Annotated in this window: 18 protein-coding genes and 1 pseudogene; 16 read left to right on the plus strand and 3 right to left on the minus strand. The window is 51.7% G+C overall.

What is annotated here, in order from left to right:
• The first annotated feature begins 103 nt into the window (after positions 1-103).
• The gene (locus NA197_RS13250; RefSeq protein ID WP_064043328.1) at positions 104-742 is read left to right on the plus strand and encodes an RpiB/LacA/LacB family sugar-phosphate isomerase; all 639 of its coding nucleotides are present in this window, start codon (positions 104-106) and stop codon (positions 740-742) included.
• Positions 743-920: 178 nt separating this feature from the next.
• Here the strand turns inward: NA197_RS13250 and NA197_RS13255 are convergent, their stop codons facing one another.
• The gene (locus tag NA197_RS13255) at positions 921-1,424 is read right to left on the minus strand and encodes a non-heme ferritin-like protein (protein ID WP_000741707.1); all 504 of its coding nucleotides are present in this window, start codon (positions 1,422-1,424) and stop codon (positions 921-923) included.
• Between the two features lie 550 nt (positions 1,425-1,974).
• On the opposite strand from NA197_RS13255, the gene NA197_RS13260 reads away from it, so the two are divergent.
• The 4 genes and pseudogenes from NA197_RS13260 to otsA all read left to right on the plus strand — a co-directional run bounded on the left by NA197_RS13260 (position 1,975) and on the right by otsA (position 5,364).
• Positions 1,975-2,532 (plus strand): DJ-1/PfpI family protein, encoded by a 558-nt coding sequence (locus tag NA197_RS13260; protein ID WP_000754800.1) that lies wholly within the window; start codon positions 1,975-1,977, stop codon positions 2,530-2,532.
• 228 nt (positions 2,533-2,760) lie between these two features.
• Positions 2,761-2,942: pseudogene (araH, locus tag NA197_RS13265) on the plus strand (L-arabinose ABC transporter permease AraH); the annotation flags it as partial.
• A gap of 222 nt (positions 2,943-3,164) precedes the next feature.
• Complete coding sequence (otsB, locus tag NA197_RS13270; RefSeq protein WP_064043329.1) at positions 3,165-3,968, plus strand: trehalose-phosphatase; 804 nt, start codon at positions 3,165-3,167, stop codon at positions 3,966-3,968.
• Complete coding sequence (gene otsA / locus NA197_RS13275; protein ID WP_000089042.1) at positions 3,943-5,364, plus strand: alpha,alpha-trehalose-phosphate synthase; 1,422 nt, start codon at positions 3,943-3,945, stop codon at positions 5,362-5,364. Before otsB ends, otsA begins: the two co-directional genes overlap by 26 nt.
• A 17-nt stretch (positions 5,365-5,381) precedes the next feature.
• On the opposite strand, the gene uspC is transcribed toward otsA, so the two are convergent.
• Together uspC and NA197_RS13285 are read right to left on the minus strand one after the other, a co-directional pair.
• Positions 5,382-5,810, minus strand: coding sequence for a universal stress protein UspC (gene uspC / locus NA197_RS13280; protein WP_000122606.1), 429 nt, complete (start codon positions 5,808-5,810; stop codon positions 5,382-5,384).
• Positions 5,807-5,923: a hypothetical protein gene (locus NA197_RS13285; RefSeq protein ID WP_001597434.1), complete on the minus strand. Its 117-nt coding sequence runs from the start codon at positions 5,921-5,923 to the stop codon at positions 5,807-5,809. The genes uspC and NA197_RS13285 overlap by 4 nt, the downstream gene beginning before the upstream one ends.
• A gap of 682 nt (positions 5,924-6,605) precedes the next feature.
• Between NA197_RS13285 and flhD the strand changes: the two genes are divergently transcribed.
• The 11 genes from flhD to cheZ all read left to right on the plus strand — a co-directional run bounded on the left by flhD (position 6,606) and on the right by cheZ (position 17,036).
• Positions 6,606-6,947, plus strand: a complete 342-nt coding sequence (flhD, locus tag NA197_RS13290) for a flagellar transcriptional regulator FlhD (RefSeq protein ID WP_001518146.1) — start codon at positions 6,606-6,608, stop codon at positions 6,945-6,947.
• The gene (gene flhC, locus NA197_RS13295) at positions 6,944-7,528 is read left to right on the plus strand and encodes a flagellar transcriptional regulator FlhC (protein ID WP_000605987.1); all 585 of its coding nucleotides are present in this window, start codon (positions 6,944-6,946) and stop codon (positions 7,526-7,528) included. The genes flhD and flhC overlap by 4 nt, the downstream gene beginning before the upstream one ends.
• 124 nt (positions 7,529-7,652) lie before the next feature.
• The gene (motA, locus tag NA197_RS13300) at positions 7,653-8,540 is read left to right on the plus strand and encodes a flagellar motor stator protein MotA (protein WP_000906312.1); all 888 of its coding nucleotides are present in this window, start codon (positions 7,653-7,655) and stop codon (positions 8,538-8,540) included.
• The gene (gene motB / locus NA197_RS13305) at positions 8,537-9,466 is read left to right on the plus strand and encodes a flagellar motor protein MotB (RefSeq protein ID WP_000795653.1); all 930 of its coding nucleotides are present in this window, start codon (positions 8,537-8,539) and stop codon (positions 9,464-9,466) included. The genes motA and motB overlap by 4 nt, the downstream gene beginning before the upstream one ends.
• A gap of 4 nt (positions 9,467-9,470) precedes the next feature.
• Positions 9,471-11,486 (plus strand): chemotaxis protein CheA, encoded by a 2,016-nt coding sequence (cheA, locus tag NA197_RS13310; RefSeq protein ID WP_000061307.1) that lies wholly within the window; start codon positions 9,471-9,473, stop codon positions 11,484-11,486.
• A 20-nt stretch (positions 11,487-11,506) separates the two neighbouring features.
• A complete protein-coding gene (gene cheW / locus NA197_RS13315; protein ID WP_000147295.1) occupies positions 11,507-12,010 on the plus strand; it encodes a chemotaxis protein CheW in 504 nt (167 codons plus the stop codon).
• Positions 12,011-12,246: 236 nt separating this feature from the next.
• Positions 12,247-13,908 carry a methyl-accepting chemotaxis protein II gene (gene tar / locus NA197_RS13320; RefSeq protein ID WP_064043330.1) on the plus strand — a complete coding sequence of 554 codons (1,662 nt, stop codon included), beginning with the start codon at positions 12,247-12,249 and terminating at the stop codon, positions 13,906-13,908.
• Between the two features lie 153 nt (positions 13,909-14,061).
• The gene (gene cheR, locus NA197_RS13325; protein WP_000204362.1) at positions 14,062-14,928 is read left to right on the plus strand and encodes a protein-glutamate O-methyltransferase CheR; all 867 of its coding nucleotides are present in this window, start codon (positions 14,062-14,064) and stop codon (positions 14,926-14,928) included.
• A complete protein-coding gene (gene cheB, locus NA197_RS13330) occupies positions 14,925-15,974 on the plus strand; it encodes a protein-glutamate methylesterase/protein glutamine deamidase (RefSeq protein ID WP_000036389.1) in 1,050 nt (349 codons plus the stop codon). The genes cheR and cheB overlap by 4 nt, the downstream gene beginning before the upstream one ends.
• Before the next feature lie 17 nt (positions 15,975-15,991).
• Positions 15,992-16,381 (plus strand): chemotaxis response regulator CheY, encoded by a 390-nt coding sequence (cheY, locus tag NA197_RS13335; protein WP_000763861.1) that lies wholly within the window; start codon positions 15,992-15,994, stop codon positions 16,379-16,381.
• 10 nt (positions 16,382-16,391) lie between these two features.
• Positions 16,392-17,036, plus strand: a complete 645-nt coding sequence (gene cheZ, locus NA197_RS13340; protein WP_000983586.1) for a protein phosphatase CheZ — start codon at positions 16,392-16,394, stop codon at positions 17,034-17,036.
• The last annotated feature ends 178 nt before the right edge of the window (positions 17,037-17,214 follow it).

The following is a 17,214-nucleotide window of genomic DNA, read 5'->3' on the forward strand; positions in this document are numbered from 1 at the left end:
AAATTTAGTTTCATTAAATTTGAATGCGTGTTCTTAAGTGTGTAGTGTGGGCAAAACGTCATGATTTACGCAGGCGTGGCCGTCTGTATTCAGGAGGAACACGATGAAAATTGCACTGATGATGGAAAATAGCCAGGCCAGCAAAAATGCCATCATTTATAACGAACTTAGCGCCGTCGCCAATGAAAAGGGATTTCCCATTTTTAATGTCGGCATGTGCGACGAAAATGACCATCACCTGACGTACATTCATTTAGGCATCATGGCGAGTATTTTGCTTAATGCAAACGCGGTTGATTTTGTGGTTACTGGCTGTGGCACCGGGCAGGGCGCGCTGATGTCGTTAAATATTCATCCAGGTGTCATTTGTGGCTATTGCATCGATCCGGCAGATGCTTTTCTGTTTGCGCAGATCAACAACGGCAATGCGTTGTCCCTGCCATTTGCGAAAGGCTTTGGCTGGGGCGCTGAGCTGAACGTGCGTTTCATCTTTGAAAAAGCGTTTACCGGGCGTAAAGGCGAGGGGTATCCGCCTGAGCGCAAAGCGCCGCAGGTACGCAATGCGGGCATTTTGAATCAGGTTAAGGCCGCGGTCGTCAAAGAGAATTATCTGGATACACTGCGGGCTATCGATCCTGAACTGGTTAAAACGGCGGTTTCAGGGCCGCGTTTCCAGCAATGTTTGTTTGAAAACGGCCAGAATAAAGAAATAGAAGCGTTTGTACGTGAGATACTGGGGTAATGCCCGGACAAGACAGAGACGTTTCGCGCCTGTCGGCTGGCATGATGTGCCGATAATACGCCAGTAGCGACAGGCGCCACCTCTGGCAAACAGACCAGAAACGGTGTAGGCCGGATAAGCTGCTTCGCGTTGCTATCCGGCTAATAACGTCTCAATATTGTCGCTCGGGGTGCCGCTATCAGTGATGCTGATAGGTCACGACGTTAAGGAGATGCTGATCGGTTTGCGCCAGGCATAACCCTGCTCGTTTAGCGCTGCGAACTTCTTCGAGAATAGTTTGTAAAAGTACGCCATCCTGCTGCTGCTCTTTTTCCAGGGTATGGAGAAAATCAAGCGTTGAGGCATCATTCAGCGCTTTCGCTTCATCTGCCAGACGCGACAGCGTGCTGGCGCGTTGCTGATAATCCTCCAGGGTTTTCTGGAACAATTCTTCCAGAGAGCAGAGCTCTTCACCCGGAACGTCAATGGCTTTAACGATAGGGGTGGCGCCGGCGTTTTTCATAAAATTAAACATGCGCATCATTTGCGTCACGTTGCCTTGCGCCTGGGTACGAAGAAAGGTGGCGGTGCCTGTTAAACTGTGTTCAGAACACCATTCGCTTAGATGGAGGTAAAGATTTGATGCGTAAAACTCAAGGTTCATTGGCGTGTTGAGCTTTTGAACCATTCCTACAGCTGCCATAACAATATCCTTATTTCCAGAAAGTGTTGATGTGCATGACAGACGAGAATGCAACGGGCCGTTGTCACATTCTTACCTCTATGCACAATAAATACTCTTAGCAGAAGAACTCCGTTCCGCCAGTCCCTTATGCGATCTCATTTCCTGTTTATCGATCGGTAATGAGAATAGCGCGTCAATAAAAATAAGAAAATCCTTAAATGCAATTGTTTATCTTTTTTTACATTTTTAGCGGTGTGATTTTTTCAGGTGTAATGATTTTTGGTGCGGAGCAGTTACAACCATTTGAAAGTTAAATGATATTATATAGATTTGTAATTTATGAAACGTTGTTTCAGATCATGGGTTAAGCCTTTCAAGTATGGTAATTTCAATAAAATAAACATTAGCCAGTCTGGATATCACACGCATAAACGGTTGAGAGCAAATATTCCTGTTTTTATAAACTAGCCGATTTTGCGGTAGATCATTTTTAATGTCATTAATCATACGAGCACGTTATTCGGTTGAGCGCAGTTTTGATGGGTGACTCGTTAACAAGGAGCAGTCAATGAAAAAGGTCGCGGTGCTGTTGGCACCAGGATTTGAAGAAGCAGAGGCCATTGTTACTCTTGATATTCTGCGACGTTTGCATATCGACGTCGAAACGCTGGCGTGTGCTGAATCACGGGCGGTGGTGAGTTACCATGATATTCCTATGGTTGCGGACAGCACGCTGAGTGAACGCCAGCAGGCGCTTTTCGATGCGGTAGTGCTACCGGGCGGTCCGCAGGGGAGCGCTAATCTGGCGGCTAATCCGGCGGTGATCGCTTTCGTTGCGCGTCATGATGCGGCAGGCAAATTAATTTGTCCTATCTGTTCCGCGGCGGCAAGGGTGCTGGGTGCTCACGGATTGCTGAAGGGGCGTCGTTATGTCTGTTCCGGCGATCTGTGGAAAGCGGTTCCGGAAGGTGTCTATGTGGATGCGCCCGTGGTTGAAGATGGTAATTTAATTAGCGGCAAAGGGTTGGGTCATGTCTTTGATTTCGCGCTAACCCTTTCCGCCAGACTGCTGGGAGACGATGCGCCGGTTCGCGAACAGGCTGAACATATCTATTATCCCTGGTAATCGTTATTCACCCAGGGCCGTAAGGATTAGCTGGCTGATGTTATGGATTAATGTGCTGGCTTTCCTGCCTTTTGGCTGATGAATTCGCTCTGGGTTATGTCATTTTCCGCTAAAACTATTCCTGCCATCAGCATTTATCTAATGAATGAAAGACAGTGCACCGTTTTACGTCTTCTCTAACAAGAATCGTTTGATTTTACCCTACATAAAAAACGCTAAAGCAGGTCAATTACTTCCCTGGGTTATGAGTTAATCGTTATTTCTGCGTGTGTCTTAGGGGGGGATTCCTGAAAGGCGGCCTCGGAAAAGTCTCATATGTGGTGGCGAGCGTACTGATATCAGGAACGGTGGAGAACGCGATGAACCTGCTCAACATTTCACCTTTTGCACAGTACGTGGTTCGCGGCTGAATCCTTCTGGCAGCAGTTATCTTCGACCATTATAAGCAAAAAGCGAAGCGTATGATTTGATGAATTAACACTCAACTAAACAGTATAGCTTCACGTCATCGCCAGCCGCTACCCCGGCTGGCGATGGTCTTTCTAAATGGCGAGCAGCGTCACACTGTCTATACTTACATGACTAATGAGACCGTTTGTGAGTCTCAATATGATGATAAGGAGGAGACCAGGGTGGCAGAACCGTTAACCGTATCCCCCGAACTCACTGCGAACTATGCGTATTTTTTTGACCTTGATGGCACATTGGCAGAGATAAAGCCTCATCCCGATCAGGTAGTGGTACCGCATAAAATCCTTCAGTTGTTAGACCGTCTCGCGGCGCACAACGCAGGGGCACTGGCATTGATTTCAGGGCGTTCAATGACTGAGCTGGATGCTTTGGCGAAGCCTTTTCGCTTTCCGCTCGCTGGCGTTCATGGGGCAGAGCGTCGTGACATCAATGGTAAAACCCATATCGTGCGCCTTCCTGAAGCGGTAGTCCGTGAGGTGGAGGCGTTATTACGTTCGACGCTTGTAGCGCTGCCCGGAACGGAGCTGGAGACGAAGGGGATGGCGTTTGCGTTGCACTACCGTCAGGCTCCGGAACATGAAGCGGCGCTGTTGGCGCTTGCGCAACACGTTACGCAGCACTGGCCGCAACTGGCGTTGCAGCCTGGTAAATGTGTTATGGAAATCAAACCTAAGGGAACCAATAAAGGCGAAGCCATTGCCGCCTTTATGCAGGAGGCGCCCTTTGCGGGACGGATTCCCGTTTTTGTGGGCGACGATTTGACCGATGAGGCTGGCTTTGGCGTGGTGAATCACGCTGGCGGAATTTCCGTAAAAGTGGGCGTCGGGGCAACTCAGGCGGCATGGCGGCTGGAAAGCGTACCCGATGTCTGGCGCTGGCTGGAACAAATCAATTATCCACAACAAGAACAACAAGTAATGAATAACAGGAGAGATGGCTATGAGTCGTTTAGTCGTAGTATCTAATCGAATTGCCCCCCCGGATAATAAAGGCGGCGCCGGCGGCCTCGCCGTTGGCGTGCTTGGCGCGCTAAAAGCGGCTGGCGGGTTGTGGTTCGGCTGGAGTGGCGAGACAGGTAACGAGGATGAGCCATTAAAAAAGGTGACAAAAGGTAATATTACCTGGGCATCGTTTAACCTGAGTGAACAAGATTACGAAGATTATTACTGTCAATTTTCCAATGCGGTTCTCTGGCCAGCGTTCCACTATCGTCTGGACCTGGTACAGTTTCAGCGTCCTGCATGGGAAGGCTATATGCGGGTGAATGCGTTATTAGCGGATAAGTTATTGCCCCTCATTAAAGAGAACGACATCATTTGGGTGCATGACTACCACCTGTTACCGTTTGCCAGCGAGCTGCGTAAACGCGGCGTGAACAACCGAATTGGTTTTTTCCTGCATATTCCATTCCCGACCCCGGAGATTTTTAACGCTTTACCGCCGCATGATGAACTGCTGGAGCAGTTGTGTGACTTTGATCTGCTCGGGTTCCAGACCGAAAATGATCGCCTGGCTTTTCTGGATAGCCTTTCGAGTCAAACGCGAGTCACGACTCGCAGCGGCAAGCAGCATATCGCGTGGGGTAAAGACTTCCAGACAGAAGTGTATCCTATCGGTATTGAGCCCGATGAGATTGCTCTGCAGGCTGCCGGGCCGTTGCCGCCTAAACTGGCGCAGCTCAAGGCGGAACTGAAAAATGTGAAGAATATTTTTTCCGTTGAGCGGCTGGATTATTCGAAAGGGCTGCCGGAACGTTTTCTGGCGTATGAAGCGCTACTGGAAAACTACCCGCAGCATCGGGGAAAAATTCGTTATACCCAAATTGCGCCTACGTCACGCGGCGAAGTACAGGCATATCAGGATATTCGCCACCAGCTTGAGACGGAAGCAGGCCGGATTAATGGGAAATATGGACAATTGGGCTGGACGCCGCTCTATTATCTGAATCAGCATTTCGACCGTAAACTGTTAATGAAGATATTCCGTTATTCAGACGTCGGGCTCGTCACCCCGTTGCGTGACGGGATGAACCTGGTGGCGAAAGAGTTTGTCGCCGCGCAGGACCCCGCTAATCCTGGCGTACTGGTACTGTCACAGTTTGCCGGCGCGGCGAATGAACTGACGTCGGCGTTAATCGTCAATCCTTACGATCGGGATGACGTGGCGGCGGCGCTCAATCGTGCGTTAACGATGCCCCTTGCCGAGCGTATTTCGCGCCATGCGGAAATGCTGGACGTGATCGTTAAAAATGACATTAACCGCTGGCAGGAACGTTTTATTCATGACCTAAAGGAGGTCACGCCGCGTAGCCCTGAGCGTCAGCAGCAGAACAACGTGGCGACGTTTCCTAAGCTGGCCTGAAATATCGCGAGCGGCGACTAGTCGCCCGCTAACGGTACCAGCAACACATCTACCTGGCTGGCGCTGACGACACTTTTTGCCGAGCAGGACGCGCGCGAAAAGAAACTATGGTTATGGTTGCCGCAAATGACCAGATCAACATGGTGTTTGCGGCACACAGCCAAAATATGCTGGCTTAACTCACCTGATGCGATGAAAGTTTGTTCAATCGGATAATCCGCCTTTTCCCCCAGCATCTTAAGAAAATTCTCGGTCTCCTCATGCATAACCGCGCGTAAATCCTCCATCATGGGCGCGGCGAACTGGTTATACAGTTCAGGATCGGAAGCGAGAGTAATCAGGCTTACTTTCGCCTGGACAGGGCGGGCGATAGAGACAGCTTTAGCCAGTAGCTGGTGACTTTCCGGGGTGACGGCAACGGCGACAAGAATATGGGTGTAGCTCATAACTCGCTCCTTGATTGCAAGAATATGAGATCGTGCTTTAGCTTTACTCTGTTTATCGCATTTCTGCAATGCGCTAATGCCACATTAATGTGAAGGACATCATAATTAATCATTAATTATTCTTATGTAAAGAATCGTGGCATAAGACACTTTTTACACACCACCAGGATGCTTCATTTAAATGGGTGAACAATGAAAGCTAAAAGTTAAATCAAATGAGCTTATTTTTAACAGCGGAGGGCGTATGCTGTGACGAGATTAATTAATAACGTTTAATATTTAAGCTACTGTTTACTAAAGGTAAAATAAAAGCGTTTCTAAAATAGAAATAATAGCCTGTTATCTATTATCCTAGCGTTATTTTAACAGAGAGAAACAAAAAAGAATTTGGTGTTGACGTACCCCTATTCAGCAGTGTGGAATAGAAAAAGTGAACATTAGGTTATTAATTAAACAAAGTAAAAGCCATGCTGATGGTTTTATCGTAAGTATTCCGTTAAATTATGTGATCTACATCACATATTTTCTAAAATCGCCGTCCCGCTCCGTTGTATGTCACGAAGCTGACGAGTAGAGTTGCGTCGAATTAGGAAAAATCTTAGGCATTTGTAAAAATTGATGTAAACGTGTAAGGCGAATCTCAGTGGGAGGCTGCGTTATACGTCACAATGTCCATAATGTCTGAGCGCTGCTATGCATTTGACCTTTTTGCTTCTTTTACCGGGCCTTCCCGGCGACATCACGGGGTGCGGCTACGTCGCACAAAAATAAAGTTGGTTATTCTGGATGGGAACAATGCATACATCCGAGTTGCTAAAACACATTTATGACATCAATTTGTCATATTTACTCCTTGCACAGCGTTTGATCGTCCAGGACAAAGCATCTGCGATGTTCCGCCTCGGTATCAACGAAGAGATGGCAAACACACTGGGCGCGTTGACCCTGCCGCAGATGGTCAAACTGGCGGAGACGAACCAGTTAGTTTGTCATTTCCGGTTTGACGATCATCAGACGATCACCCGTTTGACTCAGGATTCGCGCGTCGATGATTTACAGCAGATTCACACAGGTATCATGCTTTCAACGCGTTTGCTCAATGAAGTGGACGATACGGCGCGTAAGAAAAGGGCATGATAATGAGTGAAAAAAGCATTGTTCAGGAAGCTCGCGATATCCAGTTGGCGATGGAGTTGATTAATCTTGGCGCTCGTCTACAAATGCTGGAAAGCGAAACACAGCTCAGCCGTGGTCGCCTCATCAGGCTGTACAAAGAATTACGCGGTAGCCCGCCGCCTAAAGGGATGCTGCCATTTTCGACAGACTGGTTTATGACCTGGGAGCAAAATATTCATGCCTCCATGTTCTGCAACGCCTGGCAATTTTTACTGAAGACCGGTTTATGCAGCGGTGTGGATGCGGTGATTAAAGCTTATCGGCTTTACCTTGAGCAGTGTCCGCAACCGCCTGAAGGGCCGTTGTTGGCGCTGACTCGCGCATGGACGCTGGTGCGTTTTGTTGAAAGTGGGTTGCTTGAATTGTCGAGCTGTAACTGCTGCGGTGGGAACTTTATTACCCATGCGCATCAGCCCGTAGGCAGCTTTGCGTGTAGTTTATGCCAGCCGCCATCCCGCGCAGTAAAAAGACGTAAACTTTCCCGAGATGCTGCCGATATTATTCCACAACTGCTGGATGAACAGATCGAACAGGCTGTTTAACCGAAACGGTGTGGACAAACACTCCAGCAGCGGTAAGTCATTACCGCTGCTTTTTTTTGCCTTGCCTTCGCGTTAATCGCCCGACTGCGCATCCTGTCATAGTCAACAGCGGAAGGATGATGTCGTGCTTATCTTATTAGGTTACCTGGTGGTTATCGGTACAGTTTTCGGCGGTTATGTCATGACCGGCGGACACCTTGGGGCACTCTATCAACCTGCTGAACTGGTCATCATTGGCGGCGCGGGGATAGGGGCGTTCATTGTCGGCAACAACGGGAAGGCCATCAAAGGCACGATGAAAGCGATCCCGTTGTTATTTCGTCGTTCGAAATACACAAAATCTATGTACATGGATTTGCTGGCGTTGCTCTATCGCCTGATGGCCAAATCACGCCAGCAGGGGATGTTCTCCCTTGAACGCGATATTGAAAATCCGAAAGAGAGTGAAATCTTCGCCAGTTATCCGCGTATTCTGGCCGATGCGGTAATGCTTGATTTTATTGTCGATTATCTGCGCCTGATCATCAGCGGCAACATGAATACGTTCGAAATTGAAGCGTTGATGGATGAAGAGATTGAAACCCATGAAAGCGAGGCGGAAGTCCCGGCCAACAGTCTGGCGATGGTGGGGGATTCGCTGCCTGCCTTTGGTATTGTCGCGGCGGTAATGGGGGTGGTTCACGCTCTGGCTTCAGCCGATCGTCCGGCAGCGGAGTTGGGGGCGCTGATTGCCCATGCCATGGTAGGTACGTTCCTCGGTATTTTACTGGCTTATGGATTCATTTCACCGTTAGCGACCGTTTTGCGCCAGAAGAGCGCCGAAACCACCAAGATGATGCAGTGCGTAAAAATTACACTGCTGTCTAATCTGAACGGCTATGCGCCGCCGATTGCCGTGGAATTTGGTCGTAAAACGCTTTATTCCAGTGAGCGTCCATCGTTTATTGAGTTGGAAGAACACGTTCGTGCAGTAAGAAACCCAAACCAGCAGCAGACGACTGAGGAAGCATGAAAAATCAGGCTCATCCCATTGTCGTCGTAAAACGCCGCAGGCACAAACCGCACGGCGGCGGGGCGCACGGTTCCTGGAAAATTGCCTACGCCGATTTTATGACGGCGATGATGGCTTTTTTTCTGGTGATGTGGCTGATTTCCATCTCCAGCCCTAAAGAATTAATTCAGATTGCCGAATATTTTCGTACGCCGTTGGCCACCGCGGTAACGGGGGGGAATCGGATTGCCAATAGCGAGAGCCCGATACCAGGCGGCGGCGATGATTACACCCAACAGCAGGGTGAAGTGGAAAAGCAGCCGAATATCGACGAGCTGAAAAAACGGATGGAGCAGAGTCGCTTAAACAAACTGCGCGGCGATCTGGATCAACTGATCGAATCCGATCCCAAACTGCGCGCGTTACGTCCGCATCTGAAAATTGATTTAGTTCAGGAGGGGTTGCGCATCCAGATTATCGACAGCCAGAACCGCCCGATGTTTAAAACCGGCAGCGCCGAAGTTGAGCCGTATATGCGCGATATCCTGCGTGCGATTGCGCCAGTGTTAAACGGTATACCTAATCGCATTAGCCTGGCCGGCCATACCGATGACTTTCCCTACGCGAACGGCGAAAAAGGCTATAGCAACTGGGAGTTATCCGCCGATCGCGCCAATGCCTCGCGTCGCGAACTGGTCGCCGGCGGGCTGGATAACGGAAAAGTATTACGGGTGGTTGGCATGGCTGCCACGATGCGGCTGAGCGATCGCGGTCCTGATGATGCCATCAACCGTCGTATAAGCCTGCTGGTGTTAAACAAACAGGCGGAACAGGCCATTTTGCATGAAAACGCTGAAAGCCAGAATGAGCCGGTAAGTGTATTACAACAGCCTGCGGCAGCCCCGCCGGCAAGCGTACCCACATCGCCAAAAGCGGAACCGAGGTGATAGCGTGAGCATGGATATTAGCGATTTTTATCAGACATTTTTTGATGAAGCTGACGAGCTGTTGGCTGATATGGAGCAGCATCTGCTGGATTTGGTGCCGGAATCCCCGGACGCTGAACAACTGAACGCCATTTTTCGCGCGGCGCACTCCATTAAAGGCGGCGCGGGCACATTCGGCTTCACTATTCTGCAGGAAACCACACATTTAATGGAAAACCTGCTGGATGAAGCCCGACGCGGTGAAATGCAGCTCAATACCGACATTATCAACCTGTTTTTGGAAACGAAAGATATTATGCAGGAACAGCTCGACGCCTATAAAAACTCCGAAGAGCCGGATGCCGCAAGCTTCGAATATATCTGCAATGCGCTACGCCAGTTGGCGCTGGAGGCGAAAGGCGAAACCACGCCGGCGGTCGTAGAAACCGCGGCACTAAGCGCGGCGATCCAGGAAGAGAGCGTAGCCGAAACCGAATCGCCTCGTGACGAGAGTAAACTGCGCATTGTACTTTCACGGTTGAAAGCCAATGAGGTCGATCTGCTTGAAGAAGAGTTGGGCAATCTGGCTACTCTGACGGATGTCGTTAAGGGGGCGGATTCACTGTCGGCAACTCTGGATGGCAGCGTCGCGGAAGATGACATTGTCGCGGTGCTCTGTTTTGTCATCGAGGCCGATCAGATCGCTTTTGAAAAAGTGGTCACCGCGCCGGTTGAAAAAGCGCAAGAGAAAACCGAGGTAGCACCGGTAGCGTCTCCGGCAGTCGTTGCGCCAGCCGCCAAAAGCGCGGCCCATGAACATCATGCGGGGCGTGAAAAACCTGCGCGTGAACGCGAGTCCACCAGCATTCGCGTGGCGGTAGAGAAAGTGGATCAGCTCATAAACCTGGTCGGCGAGTTAGTGATTACCCAGTCAATGTTGGCCCAGCGTTCTAACGAGCTGGACCCGGTAAACCACGGCGATCTCATTACCAGTATGGGGCAGTTACAACGTAACGCCCGCGACTTACAAGAGTCGGTGATGTCGATTCGTATGATGCCTATGGAGTACGTCTTCAGCCGTTTCCCGCGTCTGGTACGCGATTTAGCGGGCAAACTGGGCAAGCAGGTAGAGCTGACGCTGGTGGGGAGCTCCACTGAACTTGATAAAAGCCTGATCGAACGCATTATCGACCCGCTGACACACCTGGTGCGCAACAGTCTCGACCACGGGATTGAAATGCCGGAAAAACGCCTTGAGGCGGGGAAAAATGTTGTCGGCAATCTGATTCTTTCCGCAGAACATCAGGGCGGGAATATTTGTATTGAAGTGACCGATGACGGCGCGGGGCTTAACCGTGAGCGTATCCTGGCGAAGGCCATGTCGCAGGGGATGGCGGTGAATGAAAACATGACCGACGATGAAGTAGGCATGTTGATCTTCGCGCCGGGATTCTCAACTGCGGAACAGGTCACGGATGTCTCCGGTCGCGGCGTTGGCATGGATGTGGTGAAACGTAACATTCAGGAGATGGGCGGTCACGTTGAGATCCAGTCAAAACAAGGCTCCGGCACCACGATTCGTATTCTGCTGCCGCTGACGCTGGCCATCCTCGATGGGATGTCGGTTCGCGTGGCGGGGGAAGTTTTTATCCTGCCGTTAAATGCGGTGATGGAGTCGCTGCAACCGCGTGAAGAGGATCTTCATCCGCTGGCGGGCGGCGAACGGGTTCTGGAAGTTCGCGGCGAGTATTTGCCGCTGGTCGAATTGTGGAAAGTGTTTGACGTGGACGGGGCGAAAACCGAAGCCACGCAGGGCATTGTTGTGATCCTGCAAAGCGCGGGACGCCGTTACGCGCTGCTGGTCGATCAGCTCATCGGTCAGCACCAGGTGGTGGTCAAAAATCTGGAAAGCAATTATCGCAAGGTACCGGGGATTTCCGCCGCGACGATCCTGGGCGACGGCAGCGTCGCGCTGATTGTTGATGTTTCCGCATTGCAGGGTTTAAACCGCGAACAACGTATGGCGATCACAGCCGCCTGATTGAGTGAGAAGGGAATAATATGACCGGTATGAGTAATGTAAGCAAACTGGCCGGCGAGCCGTCAGGTCAGGAATTCCTGGTGTTTACACTGGGAAATGAAGAGTACGGCATCGATATCCTGAAAGTGCAGGAGATCCGTGGCTATGACCAGGTGACGCGCATCGCCAATACACCGGCCTTTATAAAAGGGGTGACTAACCTGCGCGGCGTGATTGTCCCCATTGTCGATCTGCGCGTGAAATTCTGCGAAGGCGACGTTGAGTATGATGACAATACGGTAGTGATCGTACTGAATCTGGGGCAACGCGTCGTCGGGATAGTGGTAGACGGCGTGTCTGACGTACTGTCGTTAACGGCGGAACAGATCCGTCCGGCGCCAGAATTTGCCGTGACCTTGTCAACAGAATATTTGACGGGATTGGGCGCGCTCGGCGAGCGTATGCTGATTCTGGTGAATATCGAAAAACTGCTTAACAGCGAAGAGATGGCGCTGCTGGATATCGCAGCATCACACGTCGCGTAATAACGTTGCCGGATGGCGTCGCGCCATCCGGCAATATTCACCGTTATGCTTCCGCCAGCGGTGAGAGTTCCTCTTCATCGCCCGCGCCCAGCCCCTGCATTTTGTGCCGGCATCGCCGCTGCGACACTGTTATTGTCAATATCGTCTTCCGGAACAGCGTATTTCCTTTTTGCAAAAGTAAAGTTATCACCGCAGGTGCCGATAACGTTGATAACTCGTTATCAGGAAGGTGCCTTATGTTTAACCGTATCCGCGTTGTCACAATGCTGATGATGGTGCTGGGGGTTTTCGCACTGCTACAGCTTGTTTCCGGTGGTTTGCTGTTTTCTTCATTACAGCATAACCAGCAAGGTTTTGTTATTTCTAACGAATTACGCCAGCAACAAAGCGAACTCACGTCGACATGGGACTTAATGCTGCAAACGCGCATTAACCTGAGCCGCTCCGCCGCACGCATGATGATGGACGCTTCTAACCAGCAGAGCAGCGCCAAAACGGATTTACTCCAGAATGCAAAAACGACTCTCGCACAGGCGGCGGCGCACTACGCCAATTTCAAAAATATGACGCCATTGCCAGCGATGGCGGAGGCCAGCGCGAACGTCGATGAAAAATATCAGCGCTATCAGGCCGCATTAGCCGAACTTATTCAGTTTCTGGACAATGGCAATATGGATGCCTACTTCGCCCAGCCAACCCAGGGAATGCAAAACGCGTTGGGCGAGGCGCTGGGCAATTACGCCCGGGTGAGCGAAAACCTGTACCGCCAGACATTTGATCAAAGCGCTCATGACTACCGTTTTGCGCAATGGCAACTGGGGGTTCTTGCGGTCGTGCTGGTGCTGATTTTGATGGTGGTTTGGTTCGGCATTCGTCATGCCCTGCTTAACCCATTGGCGCGAGTGATTACTCATATCCGTGAAATTGCCAGCGGCGATCTGACGAAAACGCTCACCGTCTCAGGACGTAATGAAATTGGCGAACTGGCGGGAACGGTTGAACATATGCAACGCTCGCTGATTGACACCGTAACGCAGGTTCGTGAAGGTTCGGATGCGATTTATTCCGGCACCAGTGAAATTGCCGCCGGTAATACCGACCTCTCTTCCCGTACCGAACAGCAGGCCTCCGCTCTGGAGGAGACGGCTGCCAGCATGGAACAACTGACGGCCACCGTGAAGCAAAACGCCGATAACGCCCGTCAGGCTTCGCAACTGGCGCAAAGCGCCTCCGAGACCGCACGCCATGGCGGCAAAGTGGTCGACGGCGTAGTAAACACCATGCACGAAATTGCCGACAGTTCGAAAAAAATCGCTGACATTATCAGCGTTATCGACGGTATTGCCTTCCAGACTAACATTCTGGCGCTGAACGCGGCGGTAGAAGCGGCGCGCGCGGGAGAGCAGGGGCGCGGTTTTGCGGTCGTGGCAGGCGAGGTGCGTAATCTGGCCAGCCGCAGTGCCCAGGCGGCGAAAGAAATAAAAGCGTTGATTGAAGATTCCGTCTCGCGTGTCGATACCGGTTCAGTGCTGGTGGAAAGCGCCGGGGAAACCATGACTGACATCGTCAATGCCGTTACGCGCGTCACGGATATCATGGGCGAAATCGCCTCCGCCTCGGATGAGCAAAGCCGGGGTATCGATCAGGTCGCTTTGGCCGTTTCCGAAATGGATCGCGTAACGCAACAGAATGCCTCGCTGGTTCAGGAATCCGCAGCGGCCGCCGCCGCGCTGGAAGAGCAGGCCAGCCGTCTGACCCAGGCGGTATCGGCTTTCCGCCTGGCATCGCGACCGCTGGCGGTAAATAAACCTGAGATGCGTTTTTCAGTGGACGCTCAGTCCGGCAATACGCCGCGGCCCTTAGCCGCCGGGGATGATGCGAACTGGGAAACCTTCTGATCGACGTGCGCTGTCGGTTCTCGATTAATTTGCGAACCCGCCGATCCCTTTCGTCTGGTTCGCATAGATAAAAGCAAAAAATGTGTAATACGGGAAGCATGGCGCTGCCGCAGGGCGCGCCCGTTGTACTTTGAATGTGATTAAGAAGGCGCTATGACATCATCTCTGCCCTCCGGGCAAACGTCAGTATTGTTACAGATGACACAGCGCCTCGCGCTGTCCGACGCGCATTTTCGTCGGATATGTCAATTAATCTACCAGCGCGCAGGGATCGTGCTGGCCGACCATAAGCGGGATATGGTTTATAACCGCCTGGTCCGTCGGCTGCGTGCCCTGGGACTGGATGATTTTGGCCGTTATCTCAGTATGCTGGAGGCTAATCAAAACAGCGCTGAGTGGCAGGCTTTTATCAACGCTCTGACTACCAACCTGACCGCCTTTTTTCGCGAGGCGCACCATTTTCCCATCCTTGCGGAACATGCGCGTCGCCGCCACGGCGAGTACCGCGTCTGGAGTGCGGCGGCATCGACAGGAGAAGAACCTTACAGTATCGCCATTACGCTGGCGGATGCGTTGGGGATGGCCCCCGGTCGCTGGAAAGTATTCGCCAGCGATATTGATACTGAAGTGCTGGAAAAAGCGAGAAGCGGTATTTATCGCCTCAGCGAACTGAAAACGTTATCGCCGCAGCAGCTACAACGTTACTTCATGCGCGGTACGGGGCCGCATGAAGGACTGGTGCGCGTGCGTCAGGAACTGGCCAATTATGTTGAATTTTCCTCCGTTAATTTGTTGGAAAAGCAGTACAACGTACCCGGTCCCTTTGACGCGATTTTTTGCCGTAACGTCATGATCTATTTTGATAAAACGACTCAGGAGGACATTCTGCGCCGTTTTGTTCCACTCCTTAAACCTGACGGACTGTTGTTTGCCGGTCACTCAGAAAACTTTAGCAACCTCGTGCGCGAGTTTAGCCTGCGCGGACAGACGGTGTATGCGCTAAGTAAGGATAAAGCATGAGTAAAATCAGGGTATTGTCAGTTGATGATTCCGCGCTAATGCGCCAAATCATGACTGAAATTATTAATAGCCATAGCGATATGGAGATGGTAGCGACTGCGCCGGACCCGTTGGTCGCCAGGGATCTCATCAAAAAATTTAATCCGGACGTATTGACCCTGGACGTTGAGATGCCGCGTATGGACGGCCTCGATTTTCTGGAAAAACTGATGCGCCTGCGACCGATGCCGGTGGTGATGGTCTCTTCGCTGACCGGGAAAGGTTCCGAAGTGACGCTACGGGCGCTGGAGTTGGGGGCCATCGATTTTGTCACCAAACCGCAGCTTGGCATTCGTGAAGGTATGCTGGCGTATAGCGAGATGATCGCCGAAAAAGTGCGTACCGCCGCGCGGGCCCGCATCGCCGCACATAAACCGATGGCGGCCCCGGCAACCTTAAAAGCCGGTCCGCTGCTCAGTTCGGAAAAACTGATTGCTATCGGCGCTTCAACGGGCGGTACTGAAGCTATCCGACATGTGCTGCAACCGCTGCCGCTTTCCAGTCCGGCAGTGATTATTACGCAGCATATGCCGCCTGGCTTTACCCGCTCGTTTGCCGAGCGTCTGAATAAACTCTGTCAAATCAGCGTGAAGGAGGCCGAGGACGGCGAACGCGTATTGCCAGGTCATGCCTACATTGCGCCCGGCGACAAGCATATGGAGCTGGCGCGTAGCGGGGCGAATTATCAAATCAAAATTCATGATGGCCCGCCGGTAAACCGGCATCGGCCTTCCGTGGATGTGCTGTTTCATTCGGTGGCGAAACACGCGGGGCGCAACGCCGTAGGCGTCATTCTTACGGGGATGGGCAACGATGGCGCCGCTGGAATGTTAGCGATGTACCAGGCTGGCGCCTGGACCATTGCGCAAAACGAAGCAAGTTGTGTGGTGTTCGGCATGCCGCGCGAGGCCATCAATATGGGTGGCGTAAGCGAAGTGGTCGATCTTAGCCAGGTAAGCCAGCAGATGCTGGCGAAAATCAGTGCCGGACAGGCGATACGTATTTGAACCAGGAGTAGTATTTTATGGCGGATAAAGAGCTTAAATTTTTGGTTGTGGATGACTTTTCGACCATGCGTCGTATCGTGCGCAACCTCTTAAAAGAGCTTGGATTTAACAATGTGGAAGAGGCCGAAGACGGCGTCGATGCGCTGAACAAGCTCCAGGCAGGCGGCTTTGGTTTTATTATCTCTGACTGGAACATGCCGAACATGGATGGCCTGGAGCTGCTGAAAACCATTCGCGCCGATAGCGCCATGTCGGCGTTACCCGTGTTGATGGTCACGGCGGAAGCCAAGAAAGAGAATATTATCGCCGCCGCACAGGCTGGCGCCAGCGGTTATGTCGTAAAACCGTTCACCGCAGCGACTCTGGAAGAGAAGCTCAACAAAATCTTTGAGAAACTGGGCATGTGAGGATGCGATGATGATGCAACCATCTATCAAGCCTGCTGATGAAGGCTCAGCAGGAGACATCATTGCGCGCATCGGTAGTCTGACCCGAATGCTGCGCGACAGCCTGCGTGAACTGGGGCTGGACCAGGCGATTGCCGAAGCGGCGGAAGCGATCCCTGATGCGCGCGACCGTCTGGATTATGTCGTCCAGATGACGGCGCAGGCGGCGGAACGCGCGCTAAACAGTGTCGAAGCCTCGCAGCCGCATCAGGATGCGATGGAAAAAGAGGCGAAAGCGCTAACCCAACGTTGGGACGAGTGGTTTGACAATCCGATCGAGCTTTCCGACGCCCGTGAACTGGTGACGGATACGCGCCAGTTTCTCAGGGATGTCCCGGGCCATACTAGTTTTACTAACGCGCAACTGCTGGACATCATGATGGCGCAGGATTTCCAGGATCTGACGGGTCAGGTGATCAAACGCATGATGGACGTGATTCAGGAGATTGAGCGCCAGTTGTTAATGGTGCTGCTGGAAAACATCCCGGAACAGAGCGCGCGACCAAAACGCGAGAACGAAAGCTTGCTCAACGGCCCGCAGGTGGATACCTCGAAAGCTGGCGTCGTCGCCAGTCAGGATCAGGTGGACGACCTGCTGGACAGTCTTGGCTTTTAAGCTTTTTTGACCTGATGGCGCGGCGCTTATCGGGTCCGAATCCGTCAACCAGGCCGGATACGAGACTTTCTTATCGTATCCGGCTATCTCTATTAACGCCATAAACCCCGCCTTTTTTACCGCTTACTCTGCCCATTGGCGTAAAGCGGTTCTGGCATCATTCTCGCTTATCAATCTA

Source organism: Salmonella sp. NW884, assembly GCF_051700745.1.
GTDB classification, from domain to species: domain Bacteria; phylum Pseudomonadota; class Gammaproteobacteria; order Enterobacterales; family Enterobacteriaceae; genus Salmonella; species Salmonella enterica.